Annotated in this window: 14 protein-coding genes; 8 read left to right on the forward strand and 6 right to left on the reverse strand. The window is 60.0% G+C overall.

Going from position 1 to position 17805, the window contains the following annotated elements:
• Nucleotides 1-2 precede the first annotated feature (2 nt).
• The 5 genes from FB472_RS13005 to FB472_RS13025 form a co-directional block, all read right to left on the reverse strand.
• Complete coding sequence (locus FB472_RS13005) at nt 3-1655, reverse strand: dipeptide ABC transporter ATP-binding protein (RefSeq protein WP_141991243.1); 1653 nt, start codon at nt 1653-1655, stop codon at nt 3-5.
• Nucleotides 1652-2533: an ABC transporter permease gene (locus FB472_RS13010; RefSeq protein WP_141991244.1), complete on the reverse strand. Its 882-nt coding sequence runs from the start codon at nt 2531-2533 to the stop codon at nt 1652-1654. Before FB472_RS13010 ends, FB472_RS13005 begins: the two co-directional genes overlap by 4 nt.
• Complete coding sequence (locus FB472_RS13015) at nt 2530-3516, reverse strand: ABC transporter permease (protein ID WP_246078227.1); 987 nt, start codon at nt 3514-3516, stop codon at nt 2530-2532. Before FB472_RS13015 ends, FB472_RS13010 begins: the two co-directional genes overlap by 4 nt.
• 11 nt (nt 3517-3527) lie before the next feature.
• The gene (locus tag FB472_RS13020) at nt 3528-5162 is read right to left on the reverse strand and encodes an ABC transporter substrate-binding protein (protein WP_141991245.1); all 1635 of its coding nucleotides are present in this window, start codon (nt 5160-5162) and stop codon (nt 3528-3530) included.
• Nucleotides 5163-5268: 106 nt separating this feature from the next.
• On the reverse strand, nt 5269-5871 hold the full coding sequence (locus tag FB472_RS13025; RefSeq protein WP_141991246.1) for a biotin transporter BioY: 603 nt from the start codon (nt 5869-5871) through the stop codon (nt 5269-5271).
• 213 nt (nt 5872-6084) lie between these two features.
• On the opposite strand from FB472_RS13025, the gene FB472_RS13030 reads away from it, so the two are divergent.
• The 6 genes from FB472_RS13030 to ndk all read left to right on the forward strand — a co-directional run bounded on the left by FB472_RS13030 (nt 6085) and on the right by ndk (nt 13088).
• Nucleotides 6085-6222, forward strand: a complete 138-nt coding sequence (locus FB472_RS13030; RefSeq protein WP_141991589.1) for a GntR family transcriptional regulator — start codon at nt 6085-6087, stop codon at nt 6220-6222.
• Nucleotides 6219-7223, forward strand: coding sequence for a DUF1648 domain-containing protein (locus FB472_RS13035; RefSeq protein WP_141991247.1), 1005 nt, complete (start codon nt 6219-6221; stop codon nt 7221-7223). The genes FB472_RS13030 and FB472_RS13035 overlap by 4 nt, the downstream gene beginning before the upstream one ends.
• Nucleotides 7224-7470: 247 nt before the next feature.
• A complete protein-coding gene (gene ileS, locus FB472_RS13040; protein WP_141991248.1) occupies nt 7471-10761 on the forward strand; it encodes an isoleucine--tRNA ligase in 3291 nt (1096 codons plus the stop codon).
• Complete coding sequence (locus FB472_RS13045) at nt 10754-12277, forward strand: bifunctional folylpolyglutamate synthase/dihydrofolate synthase (RefSeq protein ID WP_246078229.1); 1524 nt, start codon at nt 10754-10756, stop codon at nt 12275-12277. The genes ileS and FB472_RS13045 overlap by 8 nt, the downstream gene beginning before the upstream one ends.
• Nucleotides 12274-12675 carry a DUF4233 domain-containing protein gene (locus FB472_RS13050; protein ID WP_141991249.1) on the forward strand — a complete coding sequence of 134 codons (402 nt, stop codon included), beginning with the start codon at nt 12274-12276 and terminating at the stop codon, nt 12673-12675. Before FB472_RS13045 ends, FB472_RS13050 begins: the two co-directional genes overlap by 4 nt.
• Nucleotides 12672-13088 carry a nucleoside-diphosphate kinase gene (ndk, locus tag FB472_RS13055; protein ID WP_141991250.1) on the forward strand — a complete coding sequence of 139 codons (417 nt, stop codon included), beginning with the start codon at nt 12672-12674 and terminating at the stop codon, nt 13086-13088. The genes FB472_RS13050 and ndk overlap by 4 nt, the downstream gene beginning before the upstream one ends.
• Nucleotides 13089-13097: 9 nt before the next feature.
• Here the strand turns inward: ndk and FB472_RS13060 are convergent, their stop codons facing one another.
• On the reverse strand, nt 13098-13697 hold the full coding sequence (locus tag FB472_RS13060; protein ID WP_141991251.1) for a vitamin K epoxide reductase family protein: 600 nt from the start codon (nt 13695-13697) through the stop codon (nt 13098-13100).
• 328 nt (nt 13698-14025) lie between these two features.
• On the opposite strand from FB472_RS13060, the gene FB472_RS13065 reads away from it, so the two are divergent.
• Both FB472_RS13065 and FB472_RS13070 read left to right on the forward strand, forming a co-directional pair.
• Nucleotides 14026-16680 (forward strand): Rne/Rng family ribonuclease, encoded by a 2655-nt coding sequence (locus tag FB472_RS13065; protein WP_141991252.1) that lies wholly within the window; start codon nt 14026-14028, stop codon nt 16678-16680.
• Between the two features lie 56 nt (nt 16681-16736).
• Nucleotides 16737-17789 carry a permease gene (locus FB472_RS13070; RefSeq protein ID WP_425467232.1) on the forward strand — a complete coding sequence of 351 codons (1053 nt, stop codon included), beginning with the start codon at nt 16737-16739 and terminating at the stop codon, nt 17787-17789.
• Nucleotides 17790-17805 lie beyond the last annotated feature (16 nt).

Genomic DNA, 17805 nt, shown 5'->3' on the forward strand with positions numbered 1-17805 from the left:
TTTCATTTTCTCACTCGAGGCAGTGCGGCGATGAGCGACTGAGTGTAGGCATCGCGCGGTGAGGTGAAGATCTCGTGGGTGACACCAGTCTCCACGATGCGACCCTCGTTGATCACGGCGACCGTGTCGCTCATGTGGCGAATAACGCCCAGATCGTGTGAGATGAATAGATAACTCAGGCCTAAGTGTCGTTGAAGCTCGTCGAGTAGATCCAGCACGCGCGCCTGAGTGGAGACATCCAGCGCCGAGACTGGTTCATCGCAGAGCAGCGTTCGAGGCGCCGGAGCGAGAGCTCGAGCAATTGCTACCCGCTGTCGCTGTCCGCCTGAGAGGTGGAGTGGGCGGCGGTTTTTGAGATTGCGGGGCAGGTCGACGGCGTCCATGAGTTCATCCACCGAGGCGAGTGAGCTGCTGGTGCCCGCAGATTGGGCGCGGAGTGCATCGACCAGTATTTTTTCTACCGTTAGCCGGGGATCAAACGAACTCAGCGGGTCTTGGTAGATCGCTCCTAGGCGGTGTCGCCGAGGGCGGCGCTCGCGGGCGCTGAGAGATCCCCAGTCCGTGCCATCGAGGAGAATCTGCCCGCTATCGGCGCTCTCGAGCCCGAGTGCGATTCGAGCAATCGTGGTTTTTCCGGAACCTGATTGCCCCACCAGACCCAGGGTCGTGCCTGCCTCTAGTGTCACGGAGACATGATTGAGCGCCTGAATCGTTTCCCCATTGCGGGTCGGGTAGCGGCGCGACACCGAGATCAGTTCGAGCGCGGGTGGGGTGTTGCTGGCGCGGGAGACCAGCACGGTGTCGTTTGCGCGAACCTGAGGCGCGCGGGCGGCGCTCTGCGGTTCATCGATGCGCAGCGGGACTCCGCGTGGCACATCCACGGGTATCGATGCCAACAACTGTCGTGTTTCCGCGGCGGCCGGCTCGGTAAGCACCGCTCCTGTGTCGCCGCTTTCGACAACGCGCCCCTCGCTCATCACGAGAACGCGATCAGCGACCCGCGAGACTACCGCTAGGTCGTGAGTAATGAGGATTAGCGCGGTACCCGAATCGGTGAGGGACCGCAGCAGATTTAACACCTTCGACTGCACCGTCACATCCAGTGCTGTTGTTGGTTCGTCGGCGATGATCAGTGGGGGCCCGGCGGCCAGCGCGGTGGCAATCAGCGCTCGCTGACGTAAACCACCGGAGAGTTCACCCGAACGTTGCTGAGCCCGGAGCGCGGGATCGGGAACCCCGACCGCCTCAAGCAGCTCCAACACGCGCTGGCGTCGCTGAGACTGGTTGAGCGTGCTGTGGAGCCGCAGCACATCCTCAATCTCCCGCCCGACCGGGCGCAGCGGGTCGAGCGAGACGAGAGCGTCCTGCAAGACGAGCCCGATGGAGGCACCCCTGATCGACCTCCACCGGCGCGATTTCGTTCCCGGCAAGGATTGTCCCTGCAGGGCGAGAGCGTCGAACGCCACGTGCGCATTCGGTGGGGCGAGACCGAGCAGACAACGGGCGGTGATGCTCTTGCCCGATCCCGACTCCCCAACAATGGCTAAGCACTCACCGGCGTGCACATCAAAACTGACATGGTCAACGGCAGGCAACGGAGCGCGATCAAAACGCACGCTGAGGTTCTTCACGCTGATCAGCGGCGAGCCGGTCATCCGAGTGCCCCCTGACGGGTTCGCTCATTGAGAGAGCGCCCGATAACAGTGAACGATGCTGCGGTGGCAACGATGGCCAGGCCCGGAAACAGGGTAAGCCACCAGGCGACATCGATGTAGGTTCGACCGCCCGACAGCATCGCACCCCATTCGGCGGCTGGCGGTGCGACCCCGAGTCCCAGAAAGCCGAGCGATGACGCCCACACGATGGCTTGACCGACACCGAGAGTACCAAGAACAAAAATGGGCGCAAGGGCGCCGGGAAGGATGTGCTGCACAACAATCCGCGATCGTGAGTGGCCGAGCACCGTTGCTGCCTCGACGTAGCCAGAATTGCGCACGCTCCGCAGTTGACTCCGGATGATGCGGGCATAGCCGGGGGCAGTGGAAAGGCCCACGGCCACCGTTGAGGTAATCACTCCGGGGCCAGCAATGGCGATGAACACGAGGGCAAGCAGGAGGCCGGGGAGCGCGAACATCACCTCGATAATGCGGGTGCTCACAAAGTCACCCACACGCCCGCTGAGTCCACCGAGCAGGCCGAGTATTAGAGCGAGACTCAGCCCTACCGCGGTGGCAGCGATACCGATGATCAGCGAGTTTGCGGCTCCGAAAATGACCCGGGTGTAGACGTCTCGCCCCGACTCATCGGTGCCAAACAGGTGTGCTGACGACGGTGACTGAAAAGCTTCGGACGGGACGACAGCATCCGGATCTGCGCTGGTCAAGAATTGGGGTGCGACCGCCGCGGTGAGAATGAAGAGCAACGCGACGACAGCCACGAAGGTTGCTGTGTTCCCTCCCCATCGTTGGCGTCGAGGTGCAACCGGCTTCGACGCCGCGCCCCGGCCCAAGCGACCGGCAAGAATCTCGGTCACTGGTTCGCCACCCTCGGGTCAACAAGGCGGTCAATGATGTCGGTGGCCACTGTCACCACAAGGAAGGTGAGCGCCGAAAGCAGTGCCACCGCTGTAACAACGGGAATATCCCGGATAGTCACCGCGCTCAAAAGGGTCCGACCCAAGCCTGGTCGTGCAAATATTGTCTCGACCACAACAGCGCCGCTCAACAGTGACCCGAACGCCCACCCCGAGAGCGAAATCCCGGGGAGGGCTGCGTGGCGCAGTACGTGGCGAAGCCGCACACCCCACTCACCTTCACCGCGAGCCCGAGCGGAAAGTACAAACGGTTGCTCGTAGGCATTCGCGAGCGATTCCCGCATGAGTTGTCCCAGAAAACCGGCCAAGGGAAGCGCGAGCGTGAGCACCGGCAGTACCAACCCGAGAGGGCCAGGAACACTGATCGGGGGCAGCCAGTTGAGCATGTTGCTCAAGAGGATGATCAGTAGTGACGCGAGCCAGAAGTGTGGAACCGCTGCCGCGAGCAGCTCCAGTGCTGATCCAACGCCGCGCGCCCCTCTACCGCGACCGCTGGTCATGAACGTCACGCCAAGAGCCAGAACCCACGCCACCACGAGCGACGCAATCGTGAGCACCAACGTTGACCACAGCTGGGCGAGCACATACGAGGCCACGTCAACTTTGAGGGCATACGAGGTCCCGAAATCTGCCACCACCAGTTTCGACATTGCCACGACGTATTGCACTATGAGCGGCTGATCGAGTCCATAGTCCAGGCGAATCTGCGCAACTGCTTCTGCCGATGCCTGCGACCCCGGACCACCCAGGATTGCGTCGACCGGATCACCGGGAATCAGGCGCAGGGCAAAGAAAATGATGGTCGCCACCATCCACAACACAAAGACCCCACCGCCGACTCGGCGTGCTAGCCAGCCCAGCGAGCGCAGGCGCGCTGGGTGGGGCACAGGCCGGTCGGCGACAGCGTTTGACGGATCTGTCACGGGGGGAACCCCTAGTCGTTAAGCCACGCGTCATAGAAGGTCGGAGCCGACACGGTGGGAAGCGCGCGGAATCCCTCAACGCTCGTGCTGTACAGGTAGTGATTCTGCTGGTCATAGAGAGGAAGCACGTAGAACCCTTCGATGATGATCGATTGTGCCTCTTTGTAGAGGGCGGCGCGCTCGGCAACATCCGACGTTTCGCTTGCGGTCGTGAGCAGCTGATCCAACGTCGGGTCACTGAGCTGGGCCAGGTTCGCGTAGTAGCCGCTCGGAGCAGGGATGATCGAGTCTGAGTGGTACAGCGTGCGAAGCACGTCGGGGCCTACCTTTGTGTACGGCGCACTCACGAGGTTGTACTCGTTTGTGAAGAGAGCTCCGTACCACGACGAGAGATCCGTCGGATTCAGCTTCACTTCGAAACCCACGTCTTTGGCTGAGGACTGAATCTGTTCGAAGAGTGACTGCTCGGCCGGGATCGACTGATTGGTGCTGACCGGGAAGTCGAGCGTCAGGCGCACTCCGTCTTTAGTGCGGTAGCCGTCGGCATCGGTCGTGTCCCACCCCGCGTCGTCGAGCAGGGCCTTGGCGGCATCTGGGTCGACGGTGAAGGTGTTGGGGAGGGCGACGCCATCCAATTCAACACTTGACAGCACGGAGTACGAGCGTTCGGCACTTCCGAAGAAGAGGGTATCGATACCCGGAGAGACGTCGACTGCGCGGATGAAGGCTTCGCGAACCCGCTCATCGTCAAACGGTGCTTTGCCCGAGTTCAGTTCGATTCGGTTGGACGCTCCCGGCCGTGGCGCGTCGAGCTCGGCAATCGCAGGATCGCTCTCTGCCGAGGCGATATTGTTCGGCTGTGGGTTGTCGATGACGTCGACATCGCCGGACTGCAGGGCTGCGAAGCGAGTGGCAGCATCCGGAATGAACCGCCATTCGATTGCATCGAGTCGTGCGCTGGCGGTGTGTTCGGCGTCCGCGGGGGCTGAGTTGTAGTTGTCGTTGCGTTCGAGAGCAATCGACTGCTGCTTGACCCACTCGGTGACAACAAATGGGCCGGTGCCGACGGGACTTTCACAGTTGACTGCTTGGTCGCGCTCGAGTGCGGTCGGTGATTGGATGCCCACCCAGGGTTGAGAGAGCGACTCCAGCAGCGCACTATCGGGCGCCGAGAGGCCGAATCGAACAAGATTCGGTTCGACAGCCTCAATGGTTTGAATCTTACCCACGGCAAGGTAGCCGGTGGAGGAAGCCGTGGCGGGATCTTTCAGGTGTTCGATGTTGGTCTTCACTGCCTCCGCATCGAACGGGGTGCCATCGGTGAATGTGACATCGTCGCGCAGCGTGAAGTCCCACGTGAGGCCGTCGTCGCTCGGAGTCCACTCGGTGGCGAGCCACGGAATGATCTCGCCGTCGGCATTCTTGGAAACCAGCGACTCGATGTACTGCGTGCTGATGAGCGCCTGCGGATAGTTGCCGCCGACGTGAGGGTCAAGGCAATCGGGTTCAGCGTCACCTGTGGCATAGACGAGGGTGCCGCCCGTGACTGGCTCTGCGGCGGGCTCGGTTGCGGTGGTGCAGCCGGTGAGCAGCGCAGCGCTGGCAAGGAGAGTGAGGGGGAGCAGAAGAATGCGGGGCGCGTTCAATGGTGTCCTTTATGTTTGTTGAACTCAGTACATAAAGTCTAGCAGCCGAAAAATCGGGCCGGTTCGCGCGTGCGAAGCCGGCCCGATAGCTGAAACTAAGTAGTAGCTACTGGTTGCGTTTGCTTGCGATTGCCGCCGAGAGCTTCCAGGTTGACGGGATGATGGCTGCGGCGATGCCAGCCTTGATCACTCCGCCGATGATGAAGGGGTAAAGGCCCCACGCGAGAACCTGCTCGAGTGTTCCCCCCGTGACGAGCGCCAACCAGGTGAGCCCGAAGACGAAAGTAAGACCGGTACCCGCAAGGAATGATATTGCGGCGCCGAGGAACTTTTTGTCCCAATCGCGCTGTGCGAGCCATCCGGTGAGTCCTGCGGCAAAGATAAAGCCGACAATGTAGCCACCGGTGGTGCCGGCGAGCACTCCGAGCCCCGACGACGCCTCTGAGAACACCGGCAAGCCCACGATGCCGAGAATCGCATAGAGCAGCATCGACAGCATGCCGCGAGTTGCACCGAGGGTGCTGCCGACCAGCAGTACGGCCAGCGTTTGGCCCGTGATTGGCACCGGGTAGAGGGGAACAACGAGCTGAGCCATCGCGGCAGTAACTGCGGCACCCGCGCTAACCAGGACGAGGTCGGTCGTGAGGCTACGAGAAAAGATGGTGTCGGCGAGTGTGGGTCGGCCGAGGGTCAAAGTGAGTGTCGACACGCGACGCCCCTTTCCTAGTCTGCGATCAATGGAAAGCCCAAGCTGAGAAAGCCGGTGCGCCAATAACCCTAGTCATAGTTGGGCGCGGGATGTCCGCAGTTGCTACCAAAAAGTTCTCATTTATTTGTGTGAGAAGAAACAATCTGACGCTCGACCTGCACGAGATCCCCGGAGGTATTGTGCTGGTTACACTAGAACAATTGGCATTGCTCCATTTCAGCGGGGGAGCGACTCCCCAGCGCTCCCGAATTGGCCACCTCGTTGGGGATCAATATGCGCACTGTTTTGCGTGCGTACCAAGAACTGCGCGACGAAGGATTCATCGCACTCGTCCGAGAGGAACACCAATGACCCTTCCTGCTGACAACACGGCGCCTCCCGTTACGCGCACCCGTCGACTCATCATTGTGATCGGGGTCGTGGTTCCACTGCTCATCACGATGGTGGGCGCGTTCGTGATGGCGCTCTGGATTCCAGAACTGCCGAATCCCGTTGCCACGCACTGGGGCCTCTCGGGGCCCGACGGATACTCCACCGCTGGCAGCGTCATCGCTCTCCCTCTGCTCGTCACCCTGGCTTTCGCCTCCTTCGCTGCTTTTGCCAGTTGGCGCGGCGGTCCACACGGCGGAATGCTGGGGGCGCACAAAATTCTGGTGTCGACATCCGTGTTTCTGTCGGTATCGATCACCGTGATTGCGGCGGGCTCACTCGCAGTGCAGCGCGGACTCAACAACGCTGAAAACGCCCCCGGCATTGGCGGCATCGTCCTCGCCGCTCTCCCGATTGCGCTGCTTATGGGATTCTTCGCCTGGCTCATGCTGCCCACGGCCGAGAGCATCCGCTCTATAGCGGTGCCGGCAAAGCCGGTCGAAGGCGCCGCAACCGAACGGGTGCACTTCTCCAGCACCACACGTTTAGGGCCGGGCGTCGTCATCATCGCGGTTGTTGCACTCGTTGCGCTCGCTCTGGCGCTGGCTATTCAAGCGGTCAGTAGCCCCACAGAGCTACTGCTGCCGGCAGTCATTGGGCTCTTTGTCATCGCACTCGCCGTGAGCACCCTCTCGTGGCGCATCACAATCGACCAGCGTGGGCTGCGCGTGCGCTCGGCACTGGGTTGGCCACGCACGACGATCGCTCCCGAGCAGATCGACTCCGTTTCCGTTGTCACCGTCAACCCCATCAGCGAATTCGGTGGCTACGGCTGGCGTTGGGCGCCCGATGGTCGCAGCGGAATCGTGCTCTCCCAAGGGGAAGCAGTTGAAGTGAAGCGCAAGAACGGAAAGCGTTTCATCGTCACGATGCACGACGCTCAGCTCGGGGCCGAAGCACTCGCGACGATCGCCAAAAAATAGCGCTCAACGGTCAGCCAACTCACGTATCATTACGTAACACGCTTTGAACCGGCCATCACCGGTGAGCATTCGGAAGAAATCGTCTCAACCGCAGTCATGGCTGCGAAGCGGGCGGCAGTAGAACCGAACGGGTAAGCCCGTTACAGCGACCTGAGTGGTGTGCCATCCGGTACACAAGCGGGGTGGTACCGCGGCTGAAAAGTCGTCCTCGTGCAGAATATCCGCACCCACGTACCACTGGAGCCCCATGTCGTATCCCCGCCACCGTTCAGACGATTCCGTAGCGTCGTCACCGCGGTTTCCCGCGATTGAAGAACAGGTGCTTTCGTACTGGAAGACAGACGGCACTTTTCAGGCATCCATTGATCAGCGTGAAGGCTCAGATGAGTGGGTCTTTTATGACGGCCCACCCTTTGCCAACGGTTTGCCCCACTATGGGCACCTCCTCACTGGCTACGCCAAAGACCTCTTTCCGCGTTTTCAGACGATGCGGGGCAAGCAAGTGCACCGCCGCTTCGGATGGGACACCCACGGACTGCCCGCAGAACTCGAAGCGATGCGCCAGCTTGGCATCACCGAAAAAGCCCAGATCGAAGAAATGGGCATCGACAAGTTCAACGAAGCTGCCCGCGAATCGGTGCTCAAATATACCGGCGAGTGGCAAGAGTATGTGACCCGCATGGCGCGCTGGGTCGACTTTGAGAATGACTACAAGACCCTTGACGTGAACTTCATGGAGAGCGTCATCTGGGCGTTCAAGCAACTACACAACAAGAACCTCGCCTACGAAGGTTTTCGCGTACTGCCGTACTGCTGGAACGATGAGACGCCGCTCTCCAACCACGAACTGCGCATGGATGACGACGTCTACAAGATGCGTCAAGACCAGACCGTCACCGTGACTTTCCCTCTCGACGGTGTGAAAGCCGAGGCGCTCGGACTCACCGGCGTCAAAGCACTTGCGTGGACCACCACCCCGTGGACGCTGCCCACCAACCTTGCCCTCGCAGTCGGCCCAGACATCGAGTACGCGGTGCTCCCCGCAGGCCCGCTGGCTGCCGGCGATGGCTCCGAGGAAGGCTCGGCCCAGTACCTGCTCGCTGGCGACACCGTAGCGGCGTATGCCAAAGAGCTTGGCTACGAATCGGCGGAGTTGGCGCTCGCCGCCGTCTCGCGCACAATCACGGGCGCGGAACTCGATGGCGTGCGGTACGACCGCCTCTGGGATTTCTACGCGGATGCCGAAACGTATGGCACCGAAAACGCGTGGCAGTTCTTGGTAGCGGACTACGTCGCCACTGGTGAGGGTACGGGCATCGTGCATCAATCGCCGGCCTACGGTGAAGATGACCAAATTGTCTGCGCCGCTGCCGGCATCCCGGTCGTGATTTCGGTTGATGATGGCGGCAAGTTTTTGTCGTCTGTGCCTCCGGTCGCTGGGTTACAGGTGTTCGAGGCCAATAAGCCGCTCACAAAGCTGTTGCGTGACGAGGGCCGCCTGCTCAAGGTTGCAAGCTACGAGCACTCCTACCCGCACTGCTGGCGCTGCCGCAAGCCCCTGATCTACAAGGCGGTTTCAAGCTGGTTCGTGAAGGTTCCGGAGTTCCGTGACCGCATGGGCGAGCTCAACCAACAAATCAATTGGGTTCCCGAGAATGTAAAAGATGGTCAGTTCGGCAAGTGGGTGGGCAACGCCCGTGACTGGTCGATCAGTCGCAACCGCTACTGGGGCTCTCCGATCCCGATCTGGAAGAGTGACAACCCTGACTTCCCGCGCGAGGATGTCTATGGCTCGCTTGCGGAGATCGAAGCTGACTTTGGTCGCCTGCCCCTCAATCACGACGGTGAGCCCGACCTGCACCGCCCCTTCATCGATGAACTGACGCGCCCCAACCCCGACGACCCGAGCGGTGAGTCAACGATGCGCCGCATCGAGGATGTGCTCGATGTCTGGTTCGACTCCGGCTCGATGCCCTTTGCTCAGGTTCATTACCCGTTCGAGAACCAGGAGTGGTTCGACACCCACAGCCCCGCCGACTTCATCGTGGAGTACATCGGTCAGACTCGTGGATGGTTTTACACCCTCCATACGCTGTCGACGGCGCTGTTTGATCGGCCCGCATTCTCGAATGTGATCAGCCACGGCATCGTGCTGGGTAACGACGGTCAGAAGATGTCGAAGAGCCTGCAGAATTATCCGGACGTCTCTGAGGTTTTTGAGCGCGATGGCGCTGACGCAATGCGCTGGTTCCTGATGTCGAGTTCGGTGATTCGCGGCGGCAATCTTATGGTCACCGAGGAAGGTATCCGAGATGGGGTGCGCCAAATGCTGCTCCCGCTGTGGAGCACCTACTATTTCTTCACGCTCTATGCCAATGCTGCTGACAACTACGAAGCTCAGTGGCGCACCGATTCTACAAACGTGCTCGACCGCTACCTGCTGGCTAAGACACGCGAACTTATCGAAGATGTCACCGCTGAGCTGGAGGCACTCGACAGTCCGACGGCGGCCGCGAAACTGCGCGACTTCGGCGACGTTCTCACAAACTGGTACGTTCGCCGCAGTCGCGACCGGTTCTGGGGTGGGGATGACACCGACGCTTTCGACACGCTGTACACGGTGCTTGAAACTGTCGCGCGCGTTGCCGCACCATTGCTCCCACTGGTGTCTGAAGAGATGTGGCGGGGACTCACCAATGGGCGAAGCGTTCATCTCACGGACTGGCCCGACGCCTCCGCGTTCCCCAGCGATCACGACCTAGTGGCCTCGATGGATCGCGTGCGCGAAATCGCCTCGAGCGGTCTCGCACTGCGCAAAGCTCGCAGTCTGCGCGTTCGACTGCCGCTGGCATCGCTGACGGTGGTGAGTGACGCGCCAGGCGCTCTCGCGCTGTTCAGCGAAATCCTGCGCGATGAGCTCAATGTCAAAGCGGTGCGCTTTGAAGCGCTCGAAGAGGGTTCCCTTGAGAGCTTCGGAATCACCAAGAAGCTTTCTGTTAACGCTCGTGCTCTCGGCCCCCGAGTCGGCAAGCAAGTGCAGCACGTCATCAAGGAAGCTAAGGCCGGCAACTGGCTGGCCACCGCGGATGGTGTCTCCGTTGACGGTATGGCGTTGGAGCCGTCCGAGTACGAGCTCCAGATGGAAGCAGCGGATGCCGCAAGCGCGATCGAGTTTCTTTCCGACGGTGGGTTTGTGATCATTGACACCCAGCTCACCCCGGAGCTCTCCGCTGAAGGTTTGGCGAGGGATGCGATCCGGGTGATTCAGGATGCTCGCAAGGCCGCTGGTCTCGACGTGAGCGACCGGATAGCTCTCATCATCACGGCCATCGATGCGGATGATCGTGAAGCGATTGAATTCCACAGCGCCATGATCGCCGCCGAAACGCTTGCAGCGGAATCAACCGTTCAGGGCTTCGTGAACGAGCTTTCAGAGGGCACACTGGAGACGTATCGCACGGAATTGTCGGCAGGAAAGTATGCCAACGCGGGTGGCCTGGTGATTGACATCACCAAGATGGGAACGATCGATGTCTGAACGCGATGATGAATTCGATGACAGTGCAGAGCCCGACGAATCCTTCGATGATTCGCTCAGCGACGAAGAGCGCGCCGAACTCGACGGCGCGCACCCTCTCGCCGACCTCAGCCCTTTCGCCGATGGTTTTGAGGGCACCAATATCGACGACGATTCGGACTTCGAACTCGAAGATTCCGAATACGCGCAGGATGCTGGACTGGTTTATGAAGAACTGCTTGCCCGCATAGGGGAGCAGGCGCCCCAACCGCGCCTCGAGGCAACACGTCGTGCCGTGGAACTGATCGGTGACCCGCAGCGCACTTACCCCGTGATTCACCTCACGGGCACCAACGGCAAGACCTCAACGAGCCGCATCGTCGAGAGCATCCTGCGCGCCTACGGGTTGCGTACGGGGCTCATGACGAGCCCACATCTGATGCGCGTGAACGAGCGGATCATGATTGATGGGCGGGCGATCTCCAACCGCGCTTTGGCCGAAAACTGGGCTGACATCCGCCCCTATTTGCTGATGGTGGATGCTGAGCTGCTCGCTAAGGGCGAGGAGCCGCTGACGTATTTTGAAGCGCTGACAGTTCTTGCGTTCGCGAGCTTTGCGGACGCCCCCATCGATGTTGCGGTGCTTGAAGTGGGCATGGGGGGCGAGTGGGATTCCACCAACGTGGCCGACGGCCAAGTGGCAGTGTTCAGCCCTATAGCGCTTGACCACACCCAACGCTTGGGCTCAACTATTGCCGAGATTGCGCGCACTAAGGCGGGGATCATCAAGCCGGCAGCGGCAATCGTGTCTGCGGTGCAGACTTCTGACGCCCAGATCGCTCTTGAACGCGCCGCAGATCTCACGGAGTCGAAGTTGGGTTTCGAGGGCGATGCGTTTGAGTTGCTCAGCAGCGCGGTGGCGGTTGGTGGCCAGTTGATTTCTGTCCGCGGCCTCGCCGCAACCTACTCTGACCTTTTCTTGCCACTGTTTGGTGAGTTCCAGGGCCACAATGCTGCTCTCGCGATTGCTGCTGTGGAGTCTTTCCTCGGCGCGGGTAGCCAGGCACTGGTTATGGATGTGCTTGCCGAGGGGCTTGCCACCGTCTCGTCCCCCGGTCGCCTTCAGGTTATCGGTGCCGAACCGACTGTCATTGTGGATGCCGCGCACAACCCGCACGGGGCGGCGGCGCTGGCGGCGGCGCTCAAGGAGTACTTCACCTTCGATGAGATCGCGTTCGTTGTCGGTGTCCTTGATGACAAGGATGCTGCGGGAATCATTGGAGCACTCGCTCCGGTGGCGAACCGGTTCTATGTCACCTCGTCGCAGTCTGACCGCGCTGTCGCTCCCGAGGATCTCGTCGAGATCGTGCGTGAGCTCCATGAAGAGACCACCGACTTTGATTCCTTTGCTGAGGCGATGGAGCTGGCTCGCGGCTGGGCGGCCGAGAATGAGCGCCGCGCCGTGGTTGTTACCGGCTCAATTTCACTCGTCGCTGAGGCGCTGGCGCTGGCGGATATGGAAGGGTGGAAGCCATGAGCAAAACGGCGCGCCCGCGCAGACAACGTACGGTAACTGAGCTGCTGCTGAGCATCGTTTTGGTGCTCGATGCGACCCTCATTTTCTTTGTTGCGTTGACGGCATTTGGGCTGAAGGCTCTGCCCCCGGCGCCCGCGTTTATCGGCGGGGCGGTGCTCATCATCCTCTTTGTAGTGCTCGCGAGAATGCTGCACCGCCCCGGGGCTTTATGGGTCGGATGGGTGTTGCAGGGCGGTCTTATCGCCCTCGGCTTCGTACTCACGCCCATGTTCGTGGTGGGCGCTGGTTTCGCCGCGATTTGGACGTACTGCTTTATCAAAGGCCGTCAGATCGATGCCGCTAAAGCGCAAGCGATGGGTTCAACAACCACAACCACCCCCGATGAGGAGACAGAATGAACATCGAAGAGACACTCGTACTGATCAAGCCGGATGGCGTTGCTCGCAACCTGACCGGAGAAATCCTTCGTCGTATCGAGGCTAAGGGCTATCAACTAGTTGATGTGCGTCTTGTGCAGGCTGACGTAGATTTGCTTGCGGAGCACTATGCCGAGCACGAAGGCAAGCCGTTCTACGAGCCACTGCTCGACTTCATGCAGTCTGGCCCGACTGTTGCGCTGCGCATCGCGGGCAACCGCGCCATAGAGGGTTTCCGTTCTCTTGCGGGCACGACCGATCCTACGACGGCAGCCCCCGGAACCATCCGTGGCGACCTCGGCCGCGATTGGGGCTTAGCGGTTCAGCAGAACCTTGTTCACGGCAGTGACTCGCCCGAGTCGGCGACACGCGAATTGGCGCTCTGGTTCCGCTAAATCTGGCCTTTACAGGTAGCTGAGAACGTCGAGGCGAATCTGGGCAACGATCGCAATGATGATGTAGCCCACGATTGTGATGACGGGCACCCAGCTATACGCGGCGGCGGCGGCTCGACGCAGTGTGCGCGGTGCAGCAATTGCGCCCACCGTGAGGTTTCGCAGCGTGACTGCCCAAAACATGGGAATCGTCACTGACCACACCACCATGCACCAGGGGCACAGCGTAGCGAGGTCAAAGATGCTCTGGTAGGCGAGCCAGAGGCAGAAGGCGAATGCTCCCGCGATTCCGATGTTAAACACGACCCAGAACCAGCTCGCGAAGCGCGCACCGGCCAGAGTTGCGGCACCAACAACGACGGGCGCGGTGAAACCGATCAGCCCGATGAGGGGGTTGGGGAAGCCGAGAATTGCCCCCTGTGCAGAATCCAAGTTTTTTGCGCACTGAACGATGAGACTGAAGTCGCAGCTCAGTACCGCATCCGGATTCTCGAGGGTACGAATCTTTTCTACCGTGAGCTGGAATGAAGCCACGAGGCCAATAACGCCACTAACAATCAAAAATATGGCGAGGGCAATAGGTCTTTTGTGAACCCCGGATGCAGTCATGTTGGGATTATCGCATGCCCGTCAGGCTCACTTTCTGGGAATGCATGCGATAATGAGGGGTAGTTACTCCGGGCCGCGCTCGGAATGACGCCAAGAAAGCTTTCCGGGCATAGCGACCGGACCAGTTACGCAACGTTAGTTGCGCGAGTCGGATAGCCAGTTCCGAAGTGTCGTGACAGGGCACAACTGCACCGCGAGCCACGGGCCCGTTGCAGGACCTGAAGAATTAGTAGCGGTTCCTCAGCCATAGGTTTGGTGGGGGAATAGCGCACGAGAGAGTACCCGGTGGGTGGCGCGGTCGCCTATCAGGGCAAGGAGTACACCAGCGATGGTGAATGAAAGCGATAAATCGAAAGAAGTTCCCAAGAAGAAGGGCCTTTTTGGCCGAATTCTTCCGGCTTCCCGGGCTGTGGCAGAGAAGCCGACGGCACAGAGTCGACCGGCACAGAGTCGTCCAGCAGAGACACCGTCAGCCGAAACCCCAGCACCGGCAGCGAAACGGCCGGCGGCGAAATCGGCCGCTCAGCACGTGGGCCTCGACCTTCCAAAATCTGTGACTGAAATTCCCGCTGCTACCGATACGGATGCGCGTTCGAAGGCAACGCCGGCTGCGAAGGCGCCAGCGGCCAAGAAAAAGCCAGCAGCAACGCCACCCTCAACGACGTCGCTGCTGTTCCAAGCTCCTGATCTTCCCGCCCTTGCCGCTCGCGCTCCTCGAACCCGCAACGACAACAAGTCACACCCCGACACCATCGAAGACGACTCTGGGGCGCATGACGAGGCAGGCAATGTGCGTCGACGTTCACGTCGTCGTTCGGGTGAAGAGGCTCGCCCCGGCGATGAATCGCCGAACACCGTTGTGCGGGTGCGCCAACCGCGCAAGCAGGCTGAGCCCAGCAATGAGCCGACTCGCGTTAAGGGGTCAACTCGTCTTGAAGCTAAGAAGCAGCGCCGCCGCGATGGCCGCGATGCTGGTCGCCGCCGTCCGGTTGTCACGGAGAGCGAGTTTTTGGCGCGTCGTGAAAGCGTTGACCGCGTCATGGTGGTCCGCTCAAAGTTTGACCGCATCCAGATCGCCGTTCTCGAAGATGGCGTCTTGGTGGAGCACTATGTTGCCAAAGCCCAGGATGCGAGCCTGATCGGCAACGTCTACCTGGGTCGTGTGCAGAACGTGTTGCCCAGCATGGAGGCAGCGTTTGTCGATATTGGGCGCGGCCGGAACGCCGTGCTCTATTCGGGCGAAGTTGATTGGGATGCTGCGGCAGAGAACTCTCCTGACGGCAAGCAGCAGGCCCGCCGCATTGAGCTCGCGCTCAAGCCAGGCGACCGCGTGCTCGTTCAGGTCACAAAAGATCCGATCGGTCACAAGGGTGCGCGCCTGACGAGCCAAGTGTCGCTGCCGGGTCGTTATCTCGTGTACGTGCCGAATGGTTCGATGAGTGGCATTAGTCGCAAGCTCCCCGATACCGAACGTTCACGACTCAAGAAAATTCTTAAGGGCGTGCTTCCGGAGAACGTTGGCGTCATTGTGCGAACGGCGGCCGAGGGGGCCACGGAAGAGCAGCTCACCCTCGATGTGAGCCGTCTGACTAGCCAGTGGGCCGACATCAGCTCGCAGGTTGAGAAGGCGCAGGCTCCTGCACTGCTCCACTCGGAGCCAGACCTGCTGATCAAGATCATCCGTGATGTCTTCAACGAAGATTTCCGCAAGCTCGTAATCGAAGGCGACGATGCTCGCACCACCATTGAGAGCTATGTTCGTTCGGTTGCCCCTGATCTGCTGGATCGCCTTCAACTGCATGAAAGCACCGTTGACTCCTTTGAGGAATACCGAGTTTCTGAGCAGATCGAGAAAGCTCTTGATCGCAAGGTGTGGTTGCCCTCCGGTGGCTCGCTTGTCATTGACCGTACGGAGGCGATGACGGTTGTCGATGTCAACACAGGTAAGTTCGTTGGCTCGGGTGGAAACCTAGAAGAGACGGTCACGAAAAACAACGTCGAAGCTGCCGAAGAGATCGTTCGCCAGCTGCGATTGCGTGATATTGGTGGAATCATCGTCGTTGACTTCATTGACATGGTGCTTGAGTCGAACCGTGACCTTGTGTTGCGTCGACTTGTTGAGTGCTTGAGCCGTGATCGCACGAAACACCAGGTTGCAGAAGTGACGTCGCTGGGTCTCGTGCAGATGACTCGCAAAAAATTGGGTCTCGGCTTGCTCGAAACGTTCAGCGAAAACTGTGAAGTGTGTGCGGGTCGTGGCGTCGTCGTTCACCATGATCCGGTTACCAAGCACCGCCAGCAGACCACTCAGAGTGAGCAGGCGGGCAGCGGTCGTCGTGGACGTAATCGCGGTGGCAACGTTAACAGCGGCGGCAACGCAGGCAACAACAATGGTGGCAACAACAACGGCGCCAGTAGTTCCGAATCAGCCCACAGCGGCGGGTCTGCTAGCAAACAGTCCAATGGCAGCGCAAAACCTGCTCAGAGTGGCTCGAACAATAGCGGCAGCAACGGAACTCACGCAATCACAGAGGACGTTCGGCTGGCGCTTGCTCGTGTTGCTGCGAGCACGGTCGTAGCGGCTTCAGATCACAGCACTCGCGCGCCCGCAGAACCCCACGAGGCAGCATCGACGGCGCAGAAATTGGCTTCGTCAGAGAAGGCCGCTCCCCCAAGCGATGCAGGCTCCTCGAAGAAGCCGGATGACGTCAACTCCGAGAAGAAGACTCAGAAGTCGCCTCCCCAGACCAGCGACATTGTTGAGGCTGCTGCAGAAGCCGCGGTTGCCATTCTTGATCTACCCGCCTCGAAGGCATCAAAGGCTCCGCCAAAGCTCAGCACACACGATGCTGAGCAGATATTGGGATCAGTTCTCGAAGCACTCCCGGAGCCCACGAAGCCGGGTCAAGGAAAGTCGCGCGGATCACGTCGTGCCAGCAGCCAGGGTAAGACGATCTCCCCAGCTCCAAGCGACAACAAATAGATCCGACAATTCCCGGCATTTATGGAGTTTCAATTTTGTAAGGTTGGCTCGTGAGTCTGACTGTGCCGGGAAGTGTCGAAAACGATCATCGACATGATCATCGACACGATCAGCGACCTCGCCGTTCACGACGCCGCTTGCTGTGGCTCGCCATCGGAACGCTCGGAGTTGCTGGGGTGCTCGCGCTTCGCGCGTTTACCGGAGGGCTTGACTCAGTAGGCGTTCCCAATGTGCCGCAAGATTTGCTCACCCTTGCGACGAGCATCATCATCGAATCGCTACCATTCGTTGTCCTCGGAATTGTGTTGTCAATTGTTGTGCAGACATGGTTGCCCGACGACCTGCTCATGCGCTATCTGCCGCACGCCCCGGTGCTACGGCGGGCGGCGATCTCACTTTTCGGTATCGCCCTTCCGGTGTGCGAATGTGGCAACGTTCCTCTGGCTCGAGGCCTTATCCTTAAAGGTTTTTCGGTGCCAGAGGCGATGACCTTCCTTCTTGCGGCCCCCATCATCAACCCCATTACGATCATCACCACGTATCAGGCGTTCGGATTTGACGATGGCATCCTGGTTGGCCGCATTCTCGGTGGGCTCGCCATCGCGAATATTGTTGGTTGGCTCTTTAGTCTGCATCCACAGCCCAACGCATTGCTCACGGATCGGTTCGCCGCGCAATGCGCTGCGGGGTCGGATCATCATCGTCAGACTCGTTCTGAGAAGAGCCTCGATATTTTCATGCGCGAGTCGAGCGTGCTCATGCCCGCAATCTTTATTGGCTCGCTGATCGCCGGAGCAATCCAAGTGGCCGTTCCTCGTGATGTTCTGGTGTCACTCGGCAGCAACCCGCTGTGGTCGATTCTCGCGATGATGTTGCTGGCGTTCATCATTTCGGTGTGCTCCAGCGTTGATGCCTTTTTCATTCTGCCGTTCGCGAGTACGTTCATGCCCGGCTCAATCGTCACGTTCTTGGTGTTCGGGCCCATCATTGACATCAAGATGCTGGCGATTATGCGCACGACTTTCACCGCCAGAGTGCTGGTGCAATTGTCGCTCGTCGTGGCCCTCATGAGCGCGTTTATTGGGTTGGTGATCAATTTTGTGGCCTAGCCTTCAACGCTGGTGG

Source organism: Rhodoglobus vestalii, assembly GCF_006788895.1.
Classification (GTDB): domain Bacteria; phylum Actinomycetota; class Actinomycetes; order Actinomycetales; family Microbacteriaceae; genus Rhodoglobus; species Rhodoglobus vestalii.